The following is a 15,778-nucleotide window of genomic DNA, read 5'->3' on the forward strand; positions in this document are numbered from 1 at the left end:
TGAGGCGGCCAGCGGGCAGGGGGCCTTCGTCCGCGAGAATGACGTTGAGGCCGGATTCGCCCGCCGTGAGCGCCGCCGCAAGCCCTGCTGGGCCTGCGCCGATCACCAGCAGATCGCAATGCAGATAGCCCTTGTCATAGCTGTCGGGGTCGGGTTGCAGGCTGAGTGAGCCCAGACCCGCAGCGCGACGGATCATCGGCTCGTAGAGCTTTTCCCAGAAGGCGGCGGGCCACATGAAGGTTTTGTAATAGAATCCGGCGGCAAAGAAGTTGGACAGCCGGTCGTTGATCGACAGGGCATCGAAGGCAAGCGAAGGCCAGCGGTTTTGCGATTGCGCGGTGAGGCCGTCGAACAGTTCGGCGGTGGTGGCGCGGGTGTTGGGTTCGCGTCGCGCGCCGTCGCGCAGTTCCACAATGGCATTGGGTTCCTCGGACCCGGCCGAGAGCGGGCCGCGCGGGCGGTGGTATTTGAACGACCGGCCCATCAGGCGCACGCCATTGGCCAGAAGGGCAGAGGCGAGCGTGTCGCCCGGATGCCCCTTCATCGAGCGACCGTCAAAGCTGAAGGAAATGGTCTGGCTGCGGTCAATCAGACCGCCCGGCAAACGGTTCACTTGCGTCATTTGGAGCGTCCTTCCCGGCGGGCCACGTCGCGGGCCAATTCCACATCGGTGATTTCATGGGTCAGGGTGTTGCGGGTCACGACCAGCCAGCTTCGGTCGCCCTGTTCGTGAAACCACAACTCGCGATGCGCCCCGGCGGGGTTGTCACGCAAATAACCGTAGTCGATGAACTGCTCCAGCGCGTCGGGTGCGTCAGGGGCGGGGCGGTTGATGAGGGCGGCGTCGCCTTTGTAAACAAATTCGCTGGCGTCGCGGGGACCGAGAATAGGATGATTGATCAGCATGGCGCGGTTTCCCTCAGTGCAGGTTGGGCTGGTTGCCCATGCCCTTTTCGTCGATCATCCGCCCCTTGGCGAAGCGATCAAAACGATAGGCTTTGGCGGTGGCATGTGGCCTGTCCGTGGCGAGCAGATGCGCATAGGCAAAGCCCGAGGCGGGCGTCGCCTTGAATCCGCCATAACACCAGCCACCGTTGAAATAGAGCCCGTCGATATGGGTGCGGTCGATGATGGGCGAGCCGTCCATGCTCATATCCATGATGCCGCCCCACATCCGCAGCAGGCGGGCGCGACCCAGCATTGGAAAGATCGCCATGCCGCCTTCGCACACGTCCTCGACCACCGGAAGATTGCCGCGCTGAGCGTAAGAGTTGTAGCCGTCGATATCGCCCCCAAACACGAGACCGCCCTTGTCGGACTGGCTGCAATAGAAATGGCCCGCACCAAAGGTAATGACGCCGGGCAGGACGGGTTTGAGGCCCTCGGACACAAACGCCTGCAACACGTGGCTTTCAATCGGCAGGCGCATGCCCGCGTGTGACATGAGGCGCGAAGAGGACCCCGCAACGCAGGCCCCGACCTTTTTCGCACCGATAAAACCGCGCGAGGTCTCGACGCCCAGACATTTGCCGTTCTCGATGCGAAAGCCGGTGACCTCGCAATTCTGGATGATGTCCACCCCGCGCTGATCAGCGGCGCGGGCATAGCCCCAAGCCACCGCATCATGGCGCACGGTGCCGCCGCGATGCTGGGCCAGACCGCCCTTGATCGGAAAACGCGCGTCATTCACATTGAGGAACGGGTAGCGGGCAACGATCTGCGCGGTGGTCAGCAGGTCAGCATCAGCGCCGTTCAGCATCATCGCATTGCCGCGCCGGATAAAGGCATCGCGCTGTGCGTCGGTGTGAATCAGGTTAAGGATGCCGCGCTGGCTTACCATCGCGTTATAGTTCAGATCCTGTTCCAGCCCTTCCCAGAGCTTGAGCGAAAACTCATAGAACGGCTCGTTGCCATCGAGCAGATAGTTGGAGCGGATGATGGTGGTATTGCGGCCAACGTTGCCGCCGCCAATCCAGCCTTTTTCCAGCACTGCGATGCGGGCCTGACCGAATTGCTTGGCCAGATAGTAAGCTGTTGCAAGGCCGTGCCCGCCACCGCCGATGATCACATAATCATAGGATGCCTTGGGCGCTGCATCGCGCCATGCGGGACCCCAGCCCCGGTGCCCTGTCAGGGCCTCCTTGATGACCTTGAAACCTGAATAACGCATGATATCCGACTCCTTTGCCCCAATTTCGGAGAAAAGTAACCGAGATGTAATATCTATTTCGGACAAAGAGGGTCTTAAATCGGACTCTGCATCGAAATGATTGCTGTGATTGTTCGGGCTTGGGCTCGGTGAGGGGCAGGAGGTCAGTCGGTGCGGATCGCCTCGAACTCGAGGATGATGCTGACCGTGTCGCCCACGAAATCGGGCAGGGCGTAGGTACTGCCGAACGTGCTGCGCAGGATGTCGGCCGTTGCGGATATGCCCAAGGTCTCTTTGGCATGACAGCAGGGATACAGGGCGCGTTTGTTGAGCGTCACGTCAAGTGTCACCGGCTGAGTCACGCCGCGAATCGTCAGATCGCCGGTGACGGTGCCGGTGGTCGCTGAGGTTGGCGTGCCGCCGTCGGCAGCGAAGGTGATCATCGGATGCGCCGCAGCATCCAGAAAATCCCCCGAGCGGACGTGAGTATCACGCTTTTCATGGGCGGTATCGACGCTTTGGGCGCCGATTCTGGCCGCCACCGTGCCCAATTCCTGCGTGTCCGGATCATAGACAAAGCTGCCCTCGATCTGGGAAAAGCGACCAAGCACTTTGGCATAGCCAGCATGCAGGATGGTAAAGGCCACAACGGCATGGTCTGGATCAATCTGCCATGTTGCGGGGGCTGCCTGAGCGGGTGGAACAAGGCCCAAGACGACGGTCGTGCCGATCGTGGTCAATCTGAGGGTGGTCATGCGGTTTCTCCCATGTCAGGCGGTGTGGGCGTGAATGCCCCTCTGTTCGGAGGATGGAAAACGGTCCTCGGGAATGTCAAAAAGACCGGTTGTCATGGACCAGCGGCTCAGACGCGGCAAGGTTGAGAGCACGGCAATCGGGATTGAGAGGATAAGGGCCAAGAGCACGGGCGCCCCGAAGGTAAGCGCCCAAGGGGCGTTGATCCCAAGCCAGAGGCACAGGGCCAGACCTAAGAGGGTTTGTGGCCAGAGCACCTGCGCTGCCTCATCCCAGCCCAAACGATCCCGGCTGCGTTGTTGTGCGGTCCAGCCGATGCGTTGACCAATCAGCAGCCCCATGGCGAACCGCGTGAGTGCCACCGCGACAACCGGAGAGGTGAGCATCGAGAACAAGAGTTCTGCGACGCCACCCAGACACACCCGCAAACGTCCGCCATAGGTTAAACTGCGATCGCGCGAGGCCAGAACCTGGGCCAATCCCATGATTTTGGGGCTGAGGCTGAGGGTCATCAGCACGGCGAACAGGGTAAGGCCGGGCCCCAGTGGTACGGCGTTCATGTGATCCACGGTTCCGGCAAGGCCTGCACCGATGAGGATAAAGGCGATCCATGCGGGGGCGCTGAGATACATCAGGATCGCAAGCCCCAGTTGAATGCGACTGACGGGTTTGAGTCCGGGCATGCCGAGCAAATGGAAATATTGCAGGTTGCCATTCATCCAGCGCAATTCGCGGCGGATGAAATCCACAAGGCTGGGTGGATTCTCCTCATAGCTTTCGCTTTCTTCGGCCAGAACGCGCACCTCATAGCCCGCGCGACGGATCAGCACGGCCTCGACCTGATCGTGGCTGAGGATGGACCCCGAGAGAGGCCCGCGTCCGGGCAGGTCCGGCAGCATGCAATGCGCGCGGAACGGTGCGGTGCGGATCACGATATTATGCCCCCAGTTCGGGCCGCAATCCCCCTGCCACCACGCGGAGCCGAGGGTATAGGAGCGCATGCCGTGGCGCATGCCGAATTGAAAGGCGCGGGTAAAAAAACTGCGCGACGGCAAGCCGGTGACAAGGCTTTGCAGCATGCCGATCTCGGGGCTGGCCTGCATGATGCGGATCATCCGCAAGACGGTGTCTGCGCCCATTTCGCTATCCGCATCCAGCGGCAGGAACAGATCGCTTTGCCCCTCGGCACTGTGCAGGAATTCAGCGATATTGCCCGCTTTATAGCCGGTGTTGTCGGTCCGTCGGCGATAGTGGATTGCGGCGTGGGGGCGGGCGCTGCGCCATTGCGCGATCCGTGCCTCCTCTTTCAAGGCGATCAGGGCGTCGTCCGTATCGCTGAGCACGTGGAAGGAAAATCGCCCCGCCCAAGGGCTGCGTGCGATTTCGGACTCTAAATTTCGCAGGCGCGCGATAGAGGCGTCAGGATCTTCGTTGCGCAGCGGCATGACCACGGCCACGCGGGCCGTGATCGCCTCGTCACCGCGAATACGGTCAAGTGCCGGGGTCACATGCGTGGCGGCCCGTGCGCCGAAACGCAAATCAAGCAGCAAGCCCAAAACGCTGTTCCACAGACCGATAGAAAGCCACGGCAAGCTGAGTAGAAACGCCCCAAGCATGGCCCCTTCTGCGGACGTGATGCCAGACGGCGCAAAGAGCGCAAACATTGCTGCAAAGAGCGCCAGAACGGTCATCAGATTGAGCCCCAGCACAAGGCGGCGGCGCGCGGTCAATGAGGGCGCGGGCCGAGCGCAAAGCGGCAGCGGCGCCACGTCTGACGGGGACTGGGGCCCGGTTCTTGTGTCCGTCACGGTCTCTCCCTGCGATCAGTCTGCGGTGCTTCACATATCTGCGCATCTGCATGTTTTGGTATGTGATAAAGATATGGCGGCAGGTCTTCAGGTCCAATGAATTTTTCGGGATCATGCGGCGAATTGCCGATGCTGGGGTGCGGCTTGACGTAGTGAGGGCGCGTGTTAGGTGTCATGGGTCGCAGAATAAAGGAAGCCGCCATGTTTGCCGTCGAAGTCCGCGATCACATCATGATTGCCCATTCCCTGCCTGATGCGGTTTTTGGGCCCGCTCAAGGGGTTCATGGCGCGACGTTTGTGGTCGATGCTGCGTTTTATACAGAAGATATCGACGCGCATGGGCTGGTGGTGGATATCGGGCTTGCGTCAGAGGCGCTGGCGCGGGTTCTGGCACCGCTGCGATATGGCAATCTTGACGATAAGCCCGAGTTCAACGGCAAGTTCACCACGACTGAATTCCTGTGCCACCACATCTGGATCGGGTTGCGCAATATCGCCAAGGCCGAAGGTCTGGGGGATCAGGGGCGGTTGCGTAAACTCCGGGTGATGCTGCACGAAAGCCATGTCGCGCGCGGTTGGTACGAGGCTGACATCTGAGATGGGGTTTGACGCAGAGTGGTTGACGTTGCGCGAACCGGCGGATGCTGGCGCGCGCGATCCTTCTCTGCTGGCGCGCGCGGTGAAGCATGCCGGGGCTACGGCTACTGTGCTTGATCTGGGATGCGGCACCGGGGCTACGGCGCGCGCGTTTCAGAGCGTGGGGGCAAGCGAAATCCGCTGGCGGTTTTTTGACAATGACCCGCAGCTTTTGGCCTGTGCCGCTGACCGGCATCCGCAGGCGGAGATGTGCCGGGGTAATCTTGCAGTTATCGACAGGCTACCGATTGCGGGGGTGTCGCTCGTGACGGCGTCGGCATTGCTTGACTTGGTGTCGCGCGACTGGCTGGGCCGTTTTGTGGCGCGGCTGGCAAAAGAGAATGTCGCCCTCTATGCGGCCCTCAGTTACGACGGGGTCATGCGCTGGACACCGGATGATCCAGAGGATGCCGGAATTACCGAGTGCTTCAACAGGCATCAACGCAGCGACAAAGGCTTTGGTCCAGCCCTTGGGCCAAACGCCACGGTATGCGCCGCTGAGATCCTAATTGCGCACGGCTATGATGTCAGTATCGCCCCGAGTTTCTGGCGGCTTGGAGGTGAGCAGACTGAGTTGCAGCGTGCTCTTTTGGGCGGCATTGCGCAGGCTGCCGGGGAAATGGGGCATGGGGCAACCGAAGGCTGGTTCAGGCGGCGTGAGCAGCGTCTCGGGCAGGGTCTGGTCGAGATTGGTCACAGCGATTTGTTGGCTTTGCCGCCCGGTCAGGCCGGGGATGCCCGGCACGGGTGACATTTTGGAAAATGCAGCTATCTCTGATAGGACCGTGATGATGCCGTCCAGCAGACTGCGCCATTGACCACGGCAAGACCCCAATTGGAGGCCCGGATGCAAACCGCTGATGTAACGCCCAAGGTTTGGGATCGAATTCTCGCGGCGCGCGCGGGCAGATCATGCCTGTGCTGCGGCGATTGGGCGGTGGGGGAACGGGCTGCGATTGCCCTTTACGGCTCGATGATTGCAGCCCCCGGAACATCGCATGTGGTGGCGCAGATCGGGCAATCCCTTGATGGCCGGGTCGCGACCGTGACAGGCGATGCCGCGGATGTATCCGGTCCGGACGGCCTGGCCCATCTGCACCGGATGCGGGCGCTCGTGGATGCCGTGATCGTAGGGGTCAAGACCGCGTTGCAGGATGATCCGCGTCTGACCGTGCGGTTGGTGCCGGGGCCAAATCCGGCGAGGGTAGTGATCGACCCATCGGGTCGATTGCCCAATAATGCGCGACTTTTTGCCGATGACGGCGCGCGCCGGATTGCCATTCAGGAAGTGGACAAGCCACGCGCGCCCGGAGTCGAAGTGATCCGGCTGCCGCGAAAAGACTGGATTTCCCCCACGGCGATCGTGACTGCTTTGCGTAAAGCAGGGCTTGAACATCTGATGGTTGAGGGCGGAGCCATTACCATCGCACAGTTCATTGAGGCAGGTCTCTTGAGCCGATTGCATGTGGCGGTGTCGCCGCTCTTGATCGGGGCCGGACCGCAGGGGCTGACGATCCAACCTGTGACCAAGCTGTCGCAGGCGCGACGCCCGGAAACGCAGATCTACGGGCTGGGGTCGGATGTGCTGTTTGATTGTCTGATGGGGGCGCGGGCGCAGGCGCGGATTTGGCCGCATGCCGAACAGGCCGCCGTGTGGCAAGGATGACGGACATGTCGCAGGATGTTCGCGCGCTCTGGATCACGGCACCACTCCATGCCGAACTGGCGCGGGCGCCCTTGGATGCAAAGCCGGGGCATTTGGTGATTGAGACGCTCTTTACCGGCATCAGCCGGGGCACAGAGCGGCTGGTTTTTCAAGGGCGCGTGCCCGAGAGCGAGCACGAGACCATGCGCGCGCCTTTTCAGGAAGGCAATTTCTCTTTTCCGGTGAAATATGGCTATAGCGCCGTGGGGCGGGTGAGCGTTGGGCCGCAGGCCGGACAGGTGATCTTTGCGCTTTCTCCGCATCAGACGCGGTTTTGCTGTCCGCCCGATGCTGCGGTTCCGCTGCCCGATGCGGTGCCGCCAGAGCGGGCAGTGCTGGCGGCCAATATGGAAACCGCGCTCAACATCATGTGGGACGCACGGGTGCTGCCCGGTGACCGCGTGGCGGTTGTCGGGGCTGGAACGGTGGGGGCGCTGGTCGGCTATCTCGCGGCGCGTGTGCCGGGCACGGACGTCTGTCTGATCGACGTGGATGAGGGGCGTGCTGATCTCGCGGCGCGGTTCGGATGCCGGTTTGCCACATCGGATCGGGCAGTTGGCGGGGCGGATGCGGATGTGGTGATCCACGCGTCTGCGAGTGAGGCGGGTCTTGGGACCGCATTGGCCCTGGCCGGGTGTGAGGCGACGGTGATCGAGGCAAGCTGGTATGGCGCTGGTCGGACGTCGGTTGCCCTTGGGGGGGTGTTCCACCAACGACGGCTGCGTCTTGTTGCCTCTCAGGTGGGGCGAATTCCTGCCAGTCATGCCGCGCGCTGGACCTATCGACGGCGGTTGGAGACGGCGTTGCGGCTCTTGTCCGACCCGGTGCTTGATGCGCTCATTTCGGGCGAGTGCCGGTTTGAGGATTTGCCGCGTGACTATGCGGCGATTCTCGATGCGCCGGGCACGCTCTGCCACCGGGTGCGGTATGGGGGCTGAGGCGGGCATGATGGCCTTTGCCGTGCCGGGCGATGTTGAAACCACGACCGGCGGCTATCTCTATGATCGACGGCTGGCCGCAGCGCTCGTGGCGCTTGGCATCGCCGTGCGGTTCTTGCGCCTTGGCGACAGTTTTCCGCACCCGAACGTACGCGACATGCAGGATGCTCTGGCGCAACTCGAAGCCTTGCCGCCGGACTGCCCGGCGTTGGTGGATGGTTTGGCCTATGGTGCCCTTGCGCCTGAGGGACTGGCGCGGGTGCGTGCGCCTCTGGTGGCGCTGGTGCATCATCCGCTGGCGCTAGAGCCGGGGTTGAGTATCGCCCAGGCGCGCGCCATGGCGGATCGCGAGAAGGCCAATCTTGGCATGGCGCGGCACATCGTGGTGACCAGTTCCCATATCGCTGGCCTGCTGCGCGAGGCCTACGGTGTGGCGGCGGACCGGATCAGTATTGCGCGTCCCGGGTTTGTCCCGCCACGGGGGCAGGAGGTGGCGGACACACCGCCCCTCATCCTGTCCGTGGGCCTGTTGGCGCAGCGCAAGGGGCATGACGTTTTGTTGCGCGCTTTGGCAAAACTCGTTGATCTGGACTGGCGTGCGACCATTGTCGGACGCCTCCACGAACCCGGGACCGTCCGCTTGCTATACGCCTTGCAGTCTGACCTGGGTCTGAGCACTAGGGTCGATATCGCAGGCGAGATTGCGCAGCCGGCGCTTGATGCGCTCTATGGTCGCGCGACCCTCTTTGCCTTGGCCACGCGGTACGAGGGCTATGGCATCGTCTTTGACGAGGCGATGGGGCATGGCTTGCCGATCATTAGCACCACGTCAGGCGCTGTGCCGGAAACGGTTGCGCCGGGTGCAGGGTGTCTTGTTCCCCCTGATGATCCAGAGGCCTTTGCCGAGGCGTTGCGCAGAATGTTGACTGATGCCGCATTGCGCGCGGGCTGCGCCGCGCAAGCGAAACGTGCGGCCTCCCGGCTTGGTGATTGGACTGCTGCGGCGCAGGTGGTTGCGAGGGTGCTGGCCGGGCCTAAATGAGCGGTGCCGTCTTGGCCTCAAACCTCGTCGGAATAATCCAACACCCGTTCCCTGTGCTTGCCCCGGAAATCAGAGGGGGTCATCCCGTAGAATTTCTTGAAGGCCGTCGACAGTGTGCCCGTCGATCCAAATCCGGTAGCGGTGGCAATATCGATCAGCGGCAGATTTGTGTTCTGGATCAAGTGATGCGCCCGTCGGACGCGCAACTGTTTGTAATAATGACCCGGCGAGGTTTCAAACACCGCCCGAAACCGCCGTTCAAGACAGCGCTGTGAGGTGTCGACCTCATCGGAAATCTCTGCGATCGAGAGGGGCTCTGACAGGTTCTCTTCCATGATCGCCAAGGCGTCTGACACAGCCTTGTCATAGAATTTATGAAACGCTGCCGGTGCGAAGGGCTGCGTGCTGGAGCTTGTGCGGATGCTTGGCAACAAAAGGTGTCGGCCAATATCGGTGATTTCGGATACGGGTAGTTTCTTGGCCAAAAGGCCAATCACCAACTCTGCCGTGGCGGCCCGGCCTGCCGCGGTGATGATCCCGTTGGACAGTTCGGACAGGCTTTCGGTCAGGCGCGGCAGATCTCGGGTCTCTCGCAGGAGCACGGCATCCGCCCAATGGGTTGTGACGGCGCCGGTGGTGACCTGGGTCCGGGAAATAAAGGTCGTCGCGGCATCCGCGAGCAGGATCACCGCGTTGCCAAGGCGCCGCATGCTGCGAACACGCGCCATCCAGATGGAAGGATCCGCCGTTTTTGAAGAGATCACGATAAGATAGTCTGCAAGACAGTGATCCGGAATGACCGGTTCGGCCCGCACGAGACACGCCCCGGATCCTTGGACGAAGCCCGGATTGTCCGAGATAATTCGCCAGACAAACTGCGGTGTTCCATGCACCAAATTCGCTGTTTGCAAGGTGTGAACAACCGATGCAAGCTCAAGGTCGCAGAACCGGTTCTGCACGAAAATCTCGAACACGGTCGTTGCGTCAGGCGGCGATGTGGACGTTCTTGAGAGAGTAGGCTGTTCTGTCATGCCGATTCTATAGACTGGAATTGTGAGATAAAAAACCACGATTGATTATATAATTGGTACGAGCGGCGGAATTTTGGAGGGGGGTGTCATGTGATCAAACCCAAGGTTCGGCGCAGTTCCCCGCGCCGCCTGTGCCAAGGAGATGAGGCGGTTTAGGGGCAGCCTGTGATCGCATGGACACAGTCGCAGTTTGGATATGAGGACGGTAAAGGGGCTGTCGCGCGGGGGCGCGCTGGTGTATCTTTGCCCAAAGAACAGACCGGGAAACGGTGTATGAGCAGGATCATTGGAATAGTGTTGGCCTTCTTGGCTTTGGCTTGGGGCGATCTTGGTGGCGCGCGCGCGCAGGGCGGGGCGTTTAGCGGTCTTGCGCGGCTGGATGTCGCCGCCAGTGCGATCACCGATACGCAGCATGGCGTGGATTTTCGTCTGAGCCTTAGTCAGGGGGTGCCATACCGGGTTTACACCCTCGCTGATCCCGCGCGTCTAGTCCTTGATTTCAAAGAGGTTGACTGGCAGGGGGCTGGGGCCGCCCAGCTGATCAAGGGGATGCGCGTAAGGGGGCTGCGTCTTGGGCAGATCAGGCCCGGATGGTCGCGCATGGTGGCCGATCTTGATGCGTCCTATCCGCTCGAACGGGCCGGGCTGGACATCAACCATGAAACTGGGGTCGCGGAATTGCATGTCAGTCTGGCGGCGGCGGATGCCGTGCGATTTGCCGCGACGGTTGGCACGCCAGAACTGCCCGGCTGGGACTTGCCCGATCCGCAAACAGCTCTTGTGGCGGCACCGGTTCGGCGGCCGGGCGAGGGGCCATTGGTGGTGGTCCTGGATCCGGGGCATGGTGGGATTGATCCGGGGGCGCAAGAGGGCGAGTTGACCGAAAAGGCGCTGATGCTCCAATTCGCACAGGAGTTGCGTGACGAGTTGTTGCGCGCGGGTGGATTCGACGTGGTCATGACACGCGATAGCGACGAGTTCGTCAGCCTTGAACGCCGGGTTGCCTTTGCGCATTGGGCGCAAGCGGATGTTTTCCTGTCGCTGCATGCGGATGCGCTCTCTGGGGCGCAGGCTCGTGGAATCTCGGTCTATACCCTGTCTGAGAGCGCTTCGGACGAGGCGAGTGCGGCCTTGGCGGAGCGGCATGACCGTGCGGATATGTTGGCGGGCGTCGACCTGAGAGGCAAGGATGATATCGTTGCCGATGTTCTGATGGATCTGGCCCGGATTGAGACAAGACCGCGCACAGAACATCTGGCCGATACCCTGATCGAGAGCTTTGCCGATCATGATCTGCCACTTTTGTCTCGTCCATTGCGCCATGCCGGGTTTTCGGTGCTGAAGGCTCCGGATATTCCTTCGGTGCTTGTCGAGTTGGGGTTTTTGTCGAGCCCGCGTGATCTGGCGCGATTACGGGATGCAGAAGGGCGCGCGCGCATCGCCAAGGCGTTGCGTGTCGCGCTCTCTGCATGGCGGGATGCAGACGCCGCACGTGCCGGTCTGGTGCGTCAGTGACCTGCCTTTGCAGGGGGGCTACGGCGGAAAGTGGCAAGACTTGTGACCATTCCCTTTTGACCCGGGCGCCGTCGATGCCTATATCGGGCGCACCAAGCATGCGAGGGCCGTGGTGTTTCGTTCGATTCTAAGCCTCTTTGGCACTGTATTCAGCCTGATCACCCTTGTTGTGGTGGTTCTCGGGCTGAGCATCGGTGCTGTGCTGCATATCTATGGCCAAGATTTACCGAGCCACGAGTCGCTTGCCAATTATACGCCGCCGACCATCAGCCGCATCTATTCGGGGGAGGGGCGCATCATCGACGAATTCGCGCGCGAGCGTCGTCTGTTCACACCTGCCGATGATATCCCCGATCTGGTGAAACAGGCATTCATCAGCGCGGAGGACAAGAACTTCTATATACATGGCGGCTATGACGCGGTGGGGATCGCCTCTGCGGTGGTTGATGCGGTCAAGTCGCGCGGGCGCAATGTGCGCGGCGCCTCTACCATCACCCAGCAGGTGATGAAGAATTTCCTGCTGTCGGGCGACCGTCAAATGGAGCGCAAGATCAAGGAGATCATCCTTGCCACGCGGATCGAGGAAACATTGAGCAAGAACCAGATTCTGGAGCTCTATCTTAACGAGATTTTCCTTGGTCAGAACAGCTATGGCGTGGCTGCCGCCGCACAGACCTATTTCAACAAGACCCTGCGCGAGTTGGCACCGCATGAGGCGGCAACCATTGCCTCGATGCCCAAGGCGCCGAGCGACTATCATCCGGTGCGCGAAAAGGAGCGGCTGATCGAGAGGCGCAACTTTGTGCTCAAGGAAATGTGGGAAAATGGCTATCTGACGCAGGCCGAATATGACCAAGAACGCGCCCAACCTCTGCGCAGCGTGCAGAATGGAGATTTTGCGCCGTTCAGCGCTGAACTGCCGCCACGTGATTACTTTACCGATGAGATTCGCCGTCAGTTGAGCGACAATTTCGGCGAAGGCGAGTTCTTTACCGGCGGTTTGTCGGTACGCGCCACAATTGATCCCGAAATGCAGGTGTTTGCGGCGCGCGCGCTGCGCCGTCAACTTGAACTGTATGACCGGGGGCAGGGACGGTGGCACGGTACGGGACAGAGCCTGCCTGCAGAGGTGCTGGGTACTGAGGCGGACTGGCAAGAGGCGCTCGGCCAATTGACCGTGCCGCGCGATATTGATCTGGACGGGCAATGGTACCCTGCTGTCGTTCTTGAAATCGGTGGTCAAGCGATGCGTGTCGGTATCGAGGGCGTGGAAGGCATCCAAGAGGTGCCGCGCAGCGATATCAAATGGCTGCCCGGTGACTTCGATGCGGCGTTTGACGTCGGAGACGTGGTGCATGTGCGCCGCGACATGGCCGAGGATGGGGCGTTTCGCAACTGGTCCTTGCGGCAGGTGCCAGAGGTACAGGGCGGGTTCATGGCAATGGACGTCACGACCGGCCGGGTGATTTCCATGCAAGGTGGGTTTTCCTATCAGGCGTCGGTGTTCAACCGTGCGACACAGGCGCTGCGCCAACCGGGGTCGAGCTTTAAGCCCTTTGTCTATGCCGCCGCCCTCGACAGCGGGTATTCGCCCGCGACCATCGTGATCGACGCGCCGATCGAAATCAACACGCCGCAGGGGCTGTGGCGACCGCGCAATTCCTCTAACAAGTTCTATGGCCCCACGCCGCTGCGCACCGGAATTGAACAATCGCGCAACCTAATGACCATCCGCCTTGCACAAGAGGTGGGAATGGATGTGATTGCCAACTATGCAGAGCGGTTCGGAGTTTACGACAACATGGGTCAGTTTCTGGCCAACTCGCTAGGGTCCGAGGAAACCACGCTTTACAACATGGTGGCCGCCTATGCGATGTTCGCCAATGGCGGTGAACGGGTGCGTCCCACGCTGGTGGACCGGGTCCAAGACCGCTATGGCAAGACGATTTATCGTCATGACCGCCGCGACTGCGTCGATTGTGCCGATCCCAATATTCCTGAAAATCGAGGGCCGCGCATCGTGTCGGATCGTGAGCGGGTCATGAATGCCGTCACCGCCTATCAGCTCACGTCGATGCTCAAGGGCGTGGTGGATCGTGGCACGGCGTCTGGCGCGATTAACCTGCCGGTGCCAGTGGCGGGCAAGACCGGGACCACCAATGATGCGCGCGATGTGTGGTTCGTAGGCTTTACCAGCAATATCGCAGCGGGCTGTTACATCGGCCATGACCAACCGCGCGGCCTGGGCCGGTCGGCCTATGGATCGTCGCTCTGTGGCCCGGTGTTTCAGGAATTCATGACGGAGGCGGTCAAGAAATACGGCGGTGGGCCTTTTGAAGTGCCGCCCGGCGGCCATTTCATCAAGATTGACCGGTTTTCTGGCGCACGGCTATCCGATGATGCCGAAGGCGATTTTGTTGTGGCCGAGTATTTCCGCGATGGCGAAGAGCCGGTGTTTGGCCTGATGTTTGACGGTGGTTTTGCTATGGGCAATGATCTTGAGCTGTTCTCCTCGGGCGAGCGCGAAGCGGTTCAGGAGGTGACAACCTCGACGGGAGAAAAGGCGCAGGTGGGTGGCAAAGCCAGCTTTGGCTCGATGAGTTCGGGTGGCTTGTACTAGGCCTCTCTTGCCCGGCACGGCGCGCTGCGCTATCACCCGCACCTGACCAGACAAGGACATCCCGATGCGTGCAGAAACCCAGAACCTCGTGGCCGAGATTGAAAAGTCGTTGGAGCTGTTGCGTCAGCGTCTTGGATGGGAAACTGCGCGACACCGGCTGGAAGAGTTCAATGCCCGGGTCGAGGACCCGACCCTTTGGGACGATCCCGCGCGGGCGCAGGCGCTGATGCGTGAGCGGCAGGCGCTTGTTGATGCGCTTGAAACCCATGACAGCATTAAACAAGAGCTTGAGGACAATCTTGGCCTGATTGAACTGGGCGAGATGGAGAATGACACCGAAGTCGTGTCCGACGCTGAAGCTGCGATCAAGGCTCTGGCCAAGGTGGCTGCCGCCAAGGAGCTTGAGGCGCTGCTGGATGGCGAGGCGGATGCCAACGACACCTTTCTCGAAATCAACGCGGGTGCGGGCGGCACAGAGAGCTGCGATTGGGCGTCAATGTTGGCGCGGATGTATGTCCGCTGGGCCGAGAAGCGCGGCTATACGGTGGAATTGCAGTCGGAATCGGCTGGTGACGAGGCGGGGATCAAATCCGCCGCCTACAAGATCAGCGGTCACAATGCCTATGGCTGGCTCAAGTCCGAATCAGGCGTGCATCGTCTGGTGCGTATTTCACCGTTTGACTCTGCGGCCAAGCGGCACACCTCGTTTAGCTCGGTCTGGGTCTATCCGGTCGTGGACGACAATATCGAGATCGAGGTGAACCCGTCGGATATTCGTATCGACACCTATCGCAGTTCAGGTGCGGGCGGGCAGCACGTTAACACCACCGACTCGGCGGTTCGGATCACGCATATCCCCACAGGCATTGTTGTCACGAGCAGCCAGAAGTCGCAGCATCAAAACCGCGATATCGCCATGAAGGCGTTGAAATCGCGGCTCTACCAGCAAGAGCTTGACCGTCGTAACGCCGCCATCAACGAGGCGCATGACGCCAAGGGCGATGCGGGCTGGGGCAATCAGATCCGATCGTATGTGTTGCAGCCCTATCAGATGGTCAAGGATCTGCGCACGGGGGTTGAGACATCGGACACCAAGGGGGTGCTCGACGGTGACTTGGATGAGTTCATGGCAGCCACGCTTGCCATGAACGTCAGCGGAAAGAGCCGCGCCGAAGCACAGGGGAGCGATTGACCCGGCATGGCGCGACTGCTTAGGGTGCAGTTGGGAAAAATGCGGTGGAATCTATGGGGTCTTGCCGCTTTGTTGCTTCCAACTGCTGTTGTGAGCGACTAAATAATGCAAATGAAATTCCCGGGGGACAGCAACCGCTCCTCCGAGAAAGGGAGAGATTGAAATGCTGAACAATATTGGCCTTCCGGGGCTTCTTCTGATCGCGGTCGTTGTGCTCGTGCTGTTTGGGCGCGGCAAGATTTCGTCGCTGATGGGTGAGGTGGGCAAAGGCATCACCTCCTTCAAGCGAGGGGTCTCTGAGGGCAACAAAGAGTTGGATGACGCAAGCAAGGATTCTGCCGATGTCGCGCGTGACGTCACCCCGGCCGAAGACAAAGACAAGGTCTGAT

Annotated in this window: 15 protein-coding genes; 9 read left to right on the top strand and 6 right to left on the bottom strand. The window is 60.9% G+C overall.

Annotated elements, in window-relative coordinates; genetic code table 11:
- The 5 genes from ACN0SW_RS08270 to mdoH all read right to left on the bottom strand — a co-directional run.
- The coding region (locus tag ACN0SW_RS08270; RefSeq protein ID WP_417727445.1) for a 2Fe-2S iron-sulfur cluster-binding protein at window positions 1-622 on the bottom strand (622 nt) is incomplete at its 3' end.
- Entirely contained in the window at window positions 619-906 is a 288-nt protein-coding gene (locus ACN0SW_RS08275) for a sarcosine oxidase subunit delta (RefSeq protein ID WP_417727446.1), read from the bottom strand. The genes ACN0SW_RS08270 and ACN0SW_RS08275, both read right to left, overlap by 4 nt.
- 13 nt (window positions 907-919) lie before the next feature.
- A complete protein-coding gene (locus ACN0SW_RS08280; protein WP_417727447.1) occupies window positions 920-2,170 on the bottom strand; it encodes a sarcosine oxidase subunit beta family protein in 1,251 nt (416 codons plus the stop codon).
- Window positions 2,171-2,313: 143 nt separating this feature from the next.
- Entirely contained in the window at window positions 2,314-2,904 is a 591-nt protein-coding gene (locus tag ACN0SW_RS08285; protein WP_417727448.1) for a YceI family protein, read from the bottom strand.
- A 15-nt stretch (window positions 2,905-2,919) separates the two neighbouring features.
- Window positions 2,920-4,710 carry a glucans biosynthesis glucosyltransferase MdoH gene (gene mdoH / locus ACN0SW_RS08290; protein ID WP_417727449.1) on the bottom strand — a complete coding sequence of 597 codons (1,791 nt, stop codon included), beginning with the start codon at window positions 4,708-4,710 and terminating at the stop codon, window positions 2,920-2,922.
- A 201-nt stretch (window positions 4,711-4,911) separates the two neighbouring features.
- Here mdoH and ACN0SW_RS08295 point away from each other — a divergent pair, with 201 nt between their 5' ends.
- The 5 genes from ACN0SW_RS08295 (at window position 4,912) to ACN0SW_RS08315 (ending at window position 9,031) form a co-directional block, all read left to right on the top strand.
- A complete protein-coding gene (locus ACN0SW_RS08295) occupies window positions 4,912-5,307 on the top strand; it encodes a 6-pyruvoyl trahydropterin synthase family protein (protein WP_417727450.1) in 396 nt (131 codons plus the stop codon).
- 1 nt (window position 5,308) lies between these two features.
- Window positions 5,309-6,097: a methyltransferase domain-containing protein gene (locus ACN0SW_RS08300; protein ID WP_417727451.1), complete on the top strand. Its 789-nt coding sequence runs from the start codon at window positions 5,309-5,311 to the stop codon at window positions 6,095-6,097.
- 96 nt (window positions 6,098-6,193) lie between these two features.
- Window positions 6,194-7,012 carry a RibD family protein gene (locus tag ACN0SW_RS08305; protein ID WP_417727452.1) on the top strand — a complete coding sequence of 273 codons (819 nt, stop codon included), beginning with the start codon at window positions 6,194-6,196 and terminating at the stop codon, window positions 7,010-7,012.
- 5 nt (window positions 7,013-7,017) lie between these two features.
- Window positions 7,018-7,989: a zinc-dependent alcohol dehydrogenase gene (locus ACN0SW_RS08310; RefSeq protein ID WP_417727453.1), complete on the top strand. Its 972-nt coding sequence runs from the start codon at window positions 7,018-7,020 to the stop codon at window positions 7,987-7,989.
- Window positions 7,931-9,031, top strand: coding sequence for a glycosyltransferase family 4 protein (locus ACN0SW_RS08315; RefSeq protein ID WP_417727683.1), 1,101 nt, complete (start codon window positions 7,931-7,933; stop codon window positions 9,029-9,031). Before ACN0SW_RS08310 ends, ACN0SW_RS08315 begins: the two co-directional genes overlap by 59 nt.
- A 17-nt stretch (window positions 9,032-9,048) precedes the next feature.
- Here the strand turns inward: ACN0SW_RS08315 and ACN0SW_RS08320 are convergent, their stop codons facing one another.
- On the bottom strand, window positions 9,049-10,005 hold the full coding sequence (locus tag ACN0SW_RS08320) for a GlxA family transcriptional regulator (protein WP_417727454.1): 957 nt from the start codon (window positions 10,003-10,005) through the stop codon (window positions 9,049-9,051).
- Window positions 10,006-10,335: 330 nt separating this feature from the next.
- Between ACN0SW_RS08320 and ACN0SW_RS08325 the strand changes: the two genes are divergently transcribed.
- The 4 genes from ACN0SW_RS08325 (at window position 10,336) to ACN0SW_RS08340 (ending at window position 15,777) form a co-directional block, all read left to right on the top strand.
- Window positions 10,336-11,577 carry an N-acetylmuramoyl-L-alanine amidase gene (locus ACN0SW_RS08325; RefSeq protein WP_417727455.1) on the top strand — a complete coding sequence of 414 codons (1,242 nt, stop codon included), beginning with the start codon at window positions 10,336-10,338 and terminating at the stop codon, window positions 11,575-11,577.
- A gap of 112 nt (window positions 11,578-11,689) precedes the next feature.
- A complete protein-coding gene (locus ACN0SW_RS08330; protein WP_417727456.1) occupies window positions 11,690-14,197 on the top strand; it encodes a penicillin-binding protein 1A in 2,508 nt (835 codons plus the stop codon).
- A gap of 64 nt (window positions 14,198-14,261) precedes the next feature.
- Window positions 14,262-15,389 (top strand): peptide chain release factor 2, encoded by a 1,128-nt coding sequence (prfB, locus tag ACN0SW_RS08335; RefSeq protein ID WP_417727457.1) that lies wholly within the window; start codon window positions 14,262-14,264, stop codon window positions 15,387-15,389.
- Between the two features lie 163 nt (window positions 15,390-15,552).
- A complete protein-coding gene (locus tag ACN0SW_RS08340; protein ID WP_417727458.1) occupies window positions 15,553-15,777 on the top strand; it encodes a twin-arginine translocase TatA/TatE family subunit in 225 nt (74 codons plus the stop codon).
- Window position 15,778 lies beyond the last annotated feature (1 nt).

Origin of the sequence: Roseovarius sp. (assembly GCF_048262375.1) — a bacterium.
Lineage (GTDB): Bacteria > Pseudomonadota > Alphaproteobacteria > Rhodobacterales > Rhodobacteraceae > Roseovarius.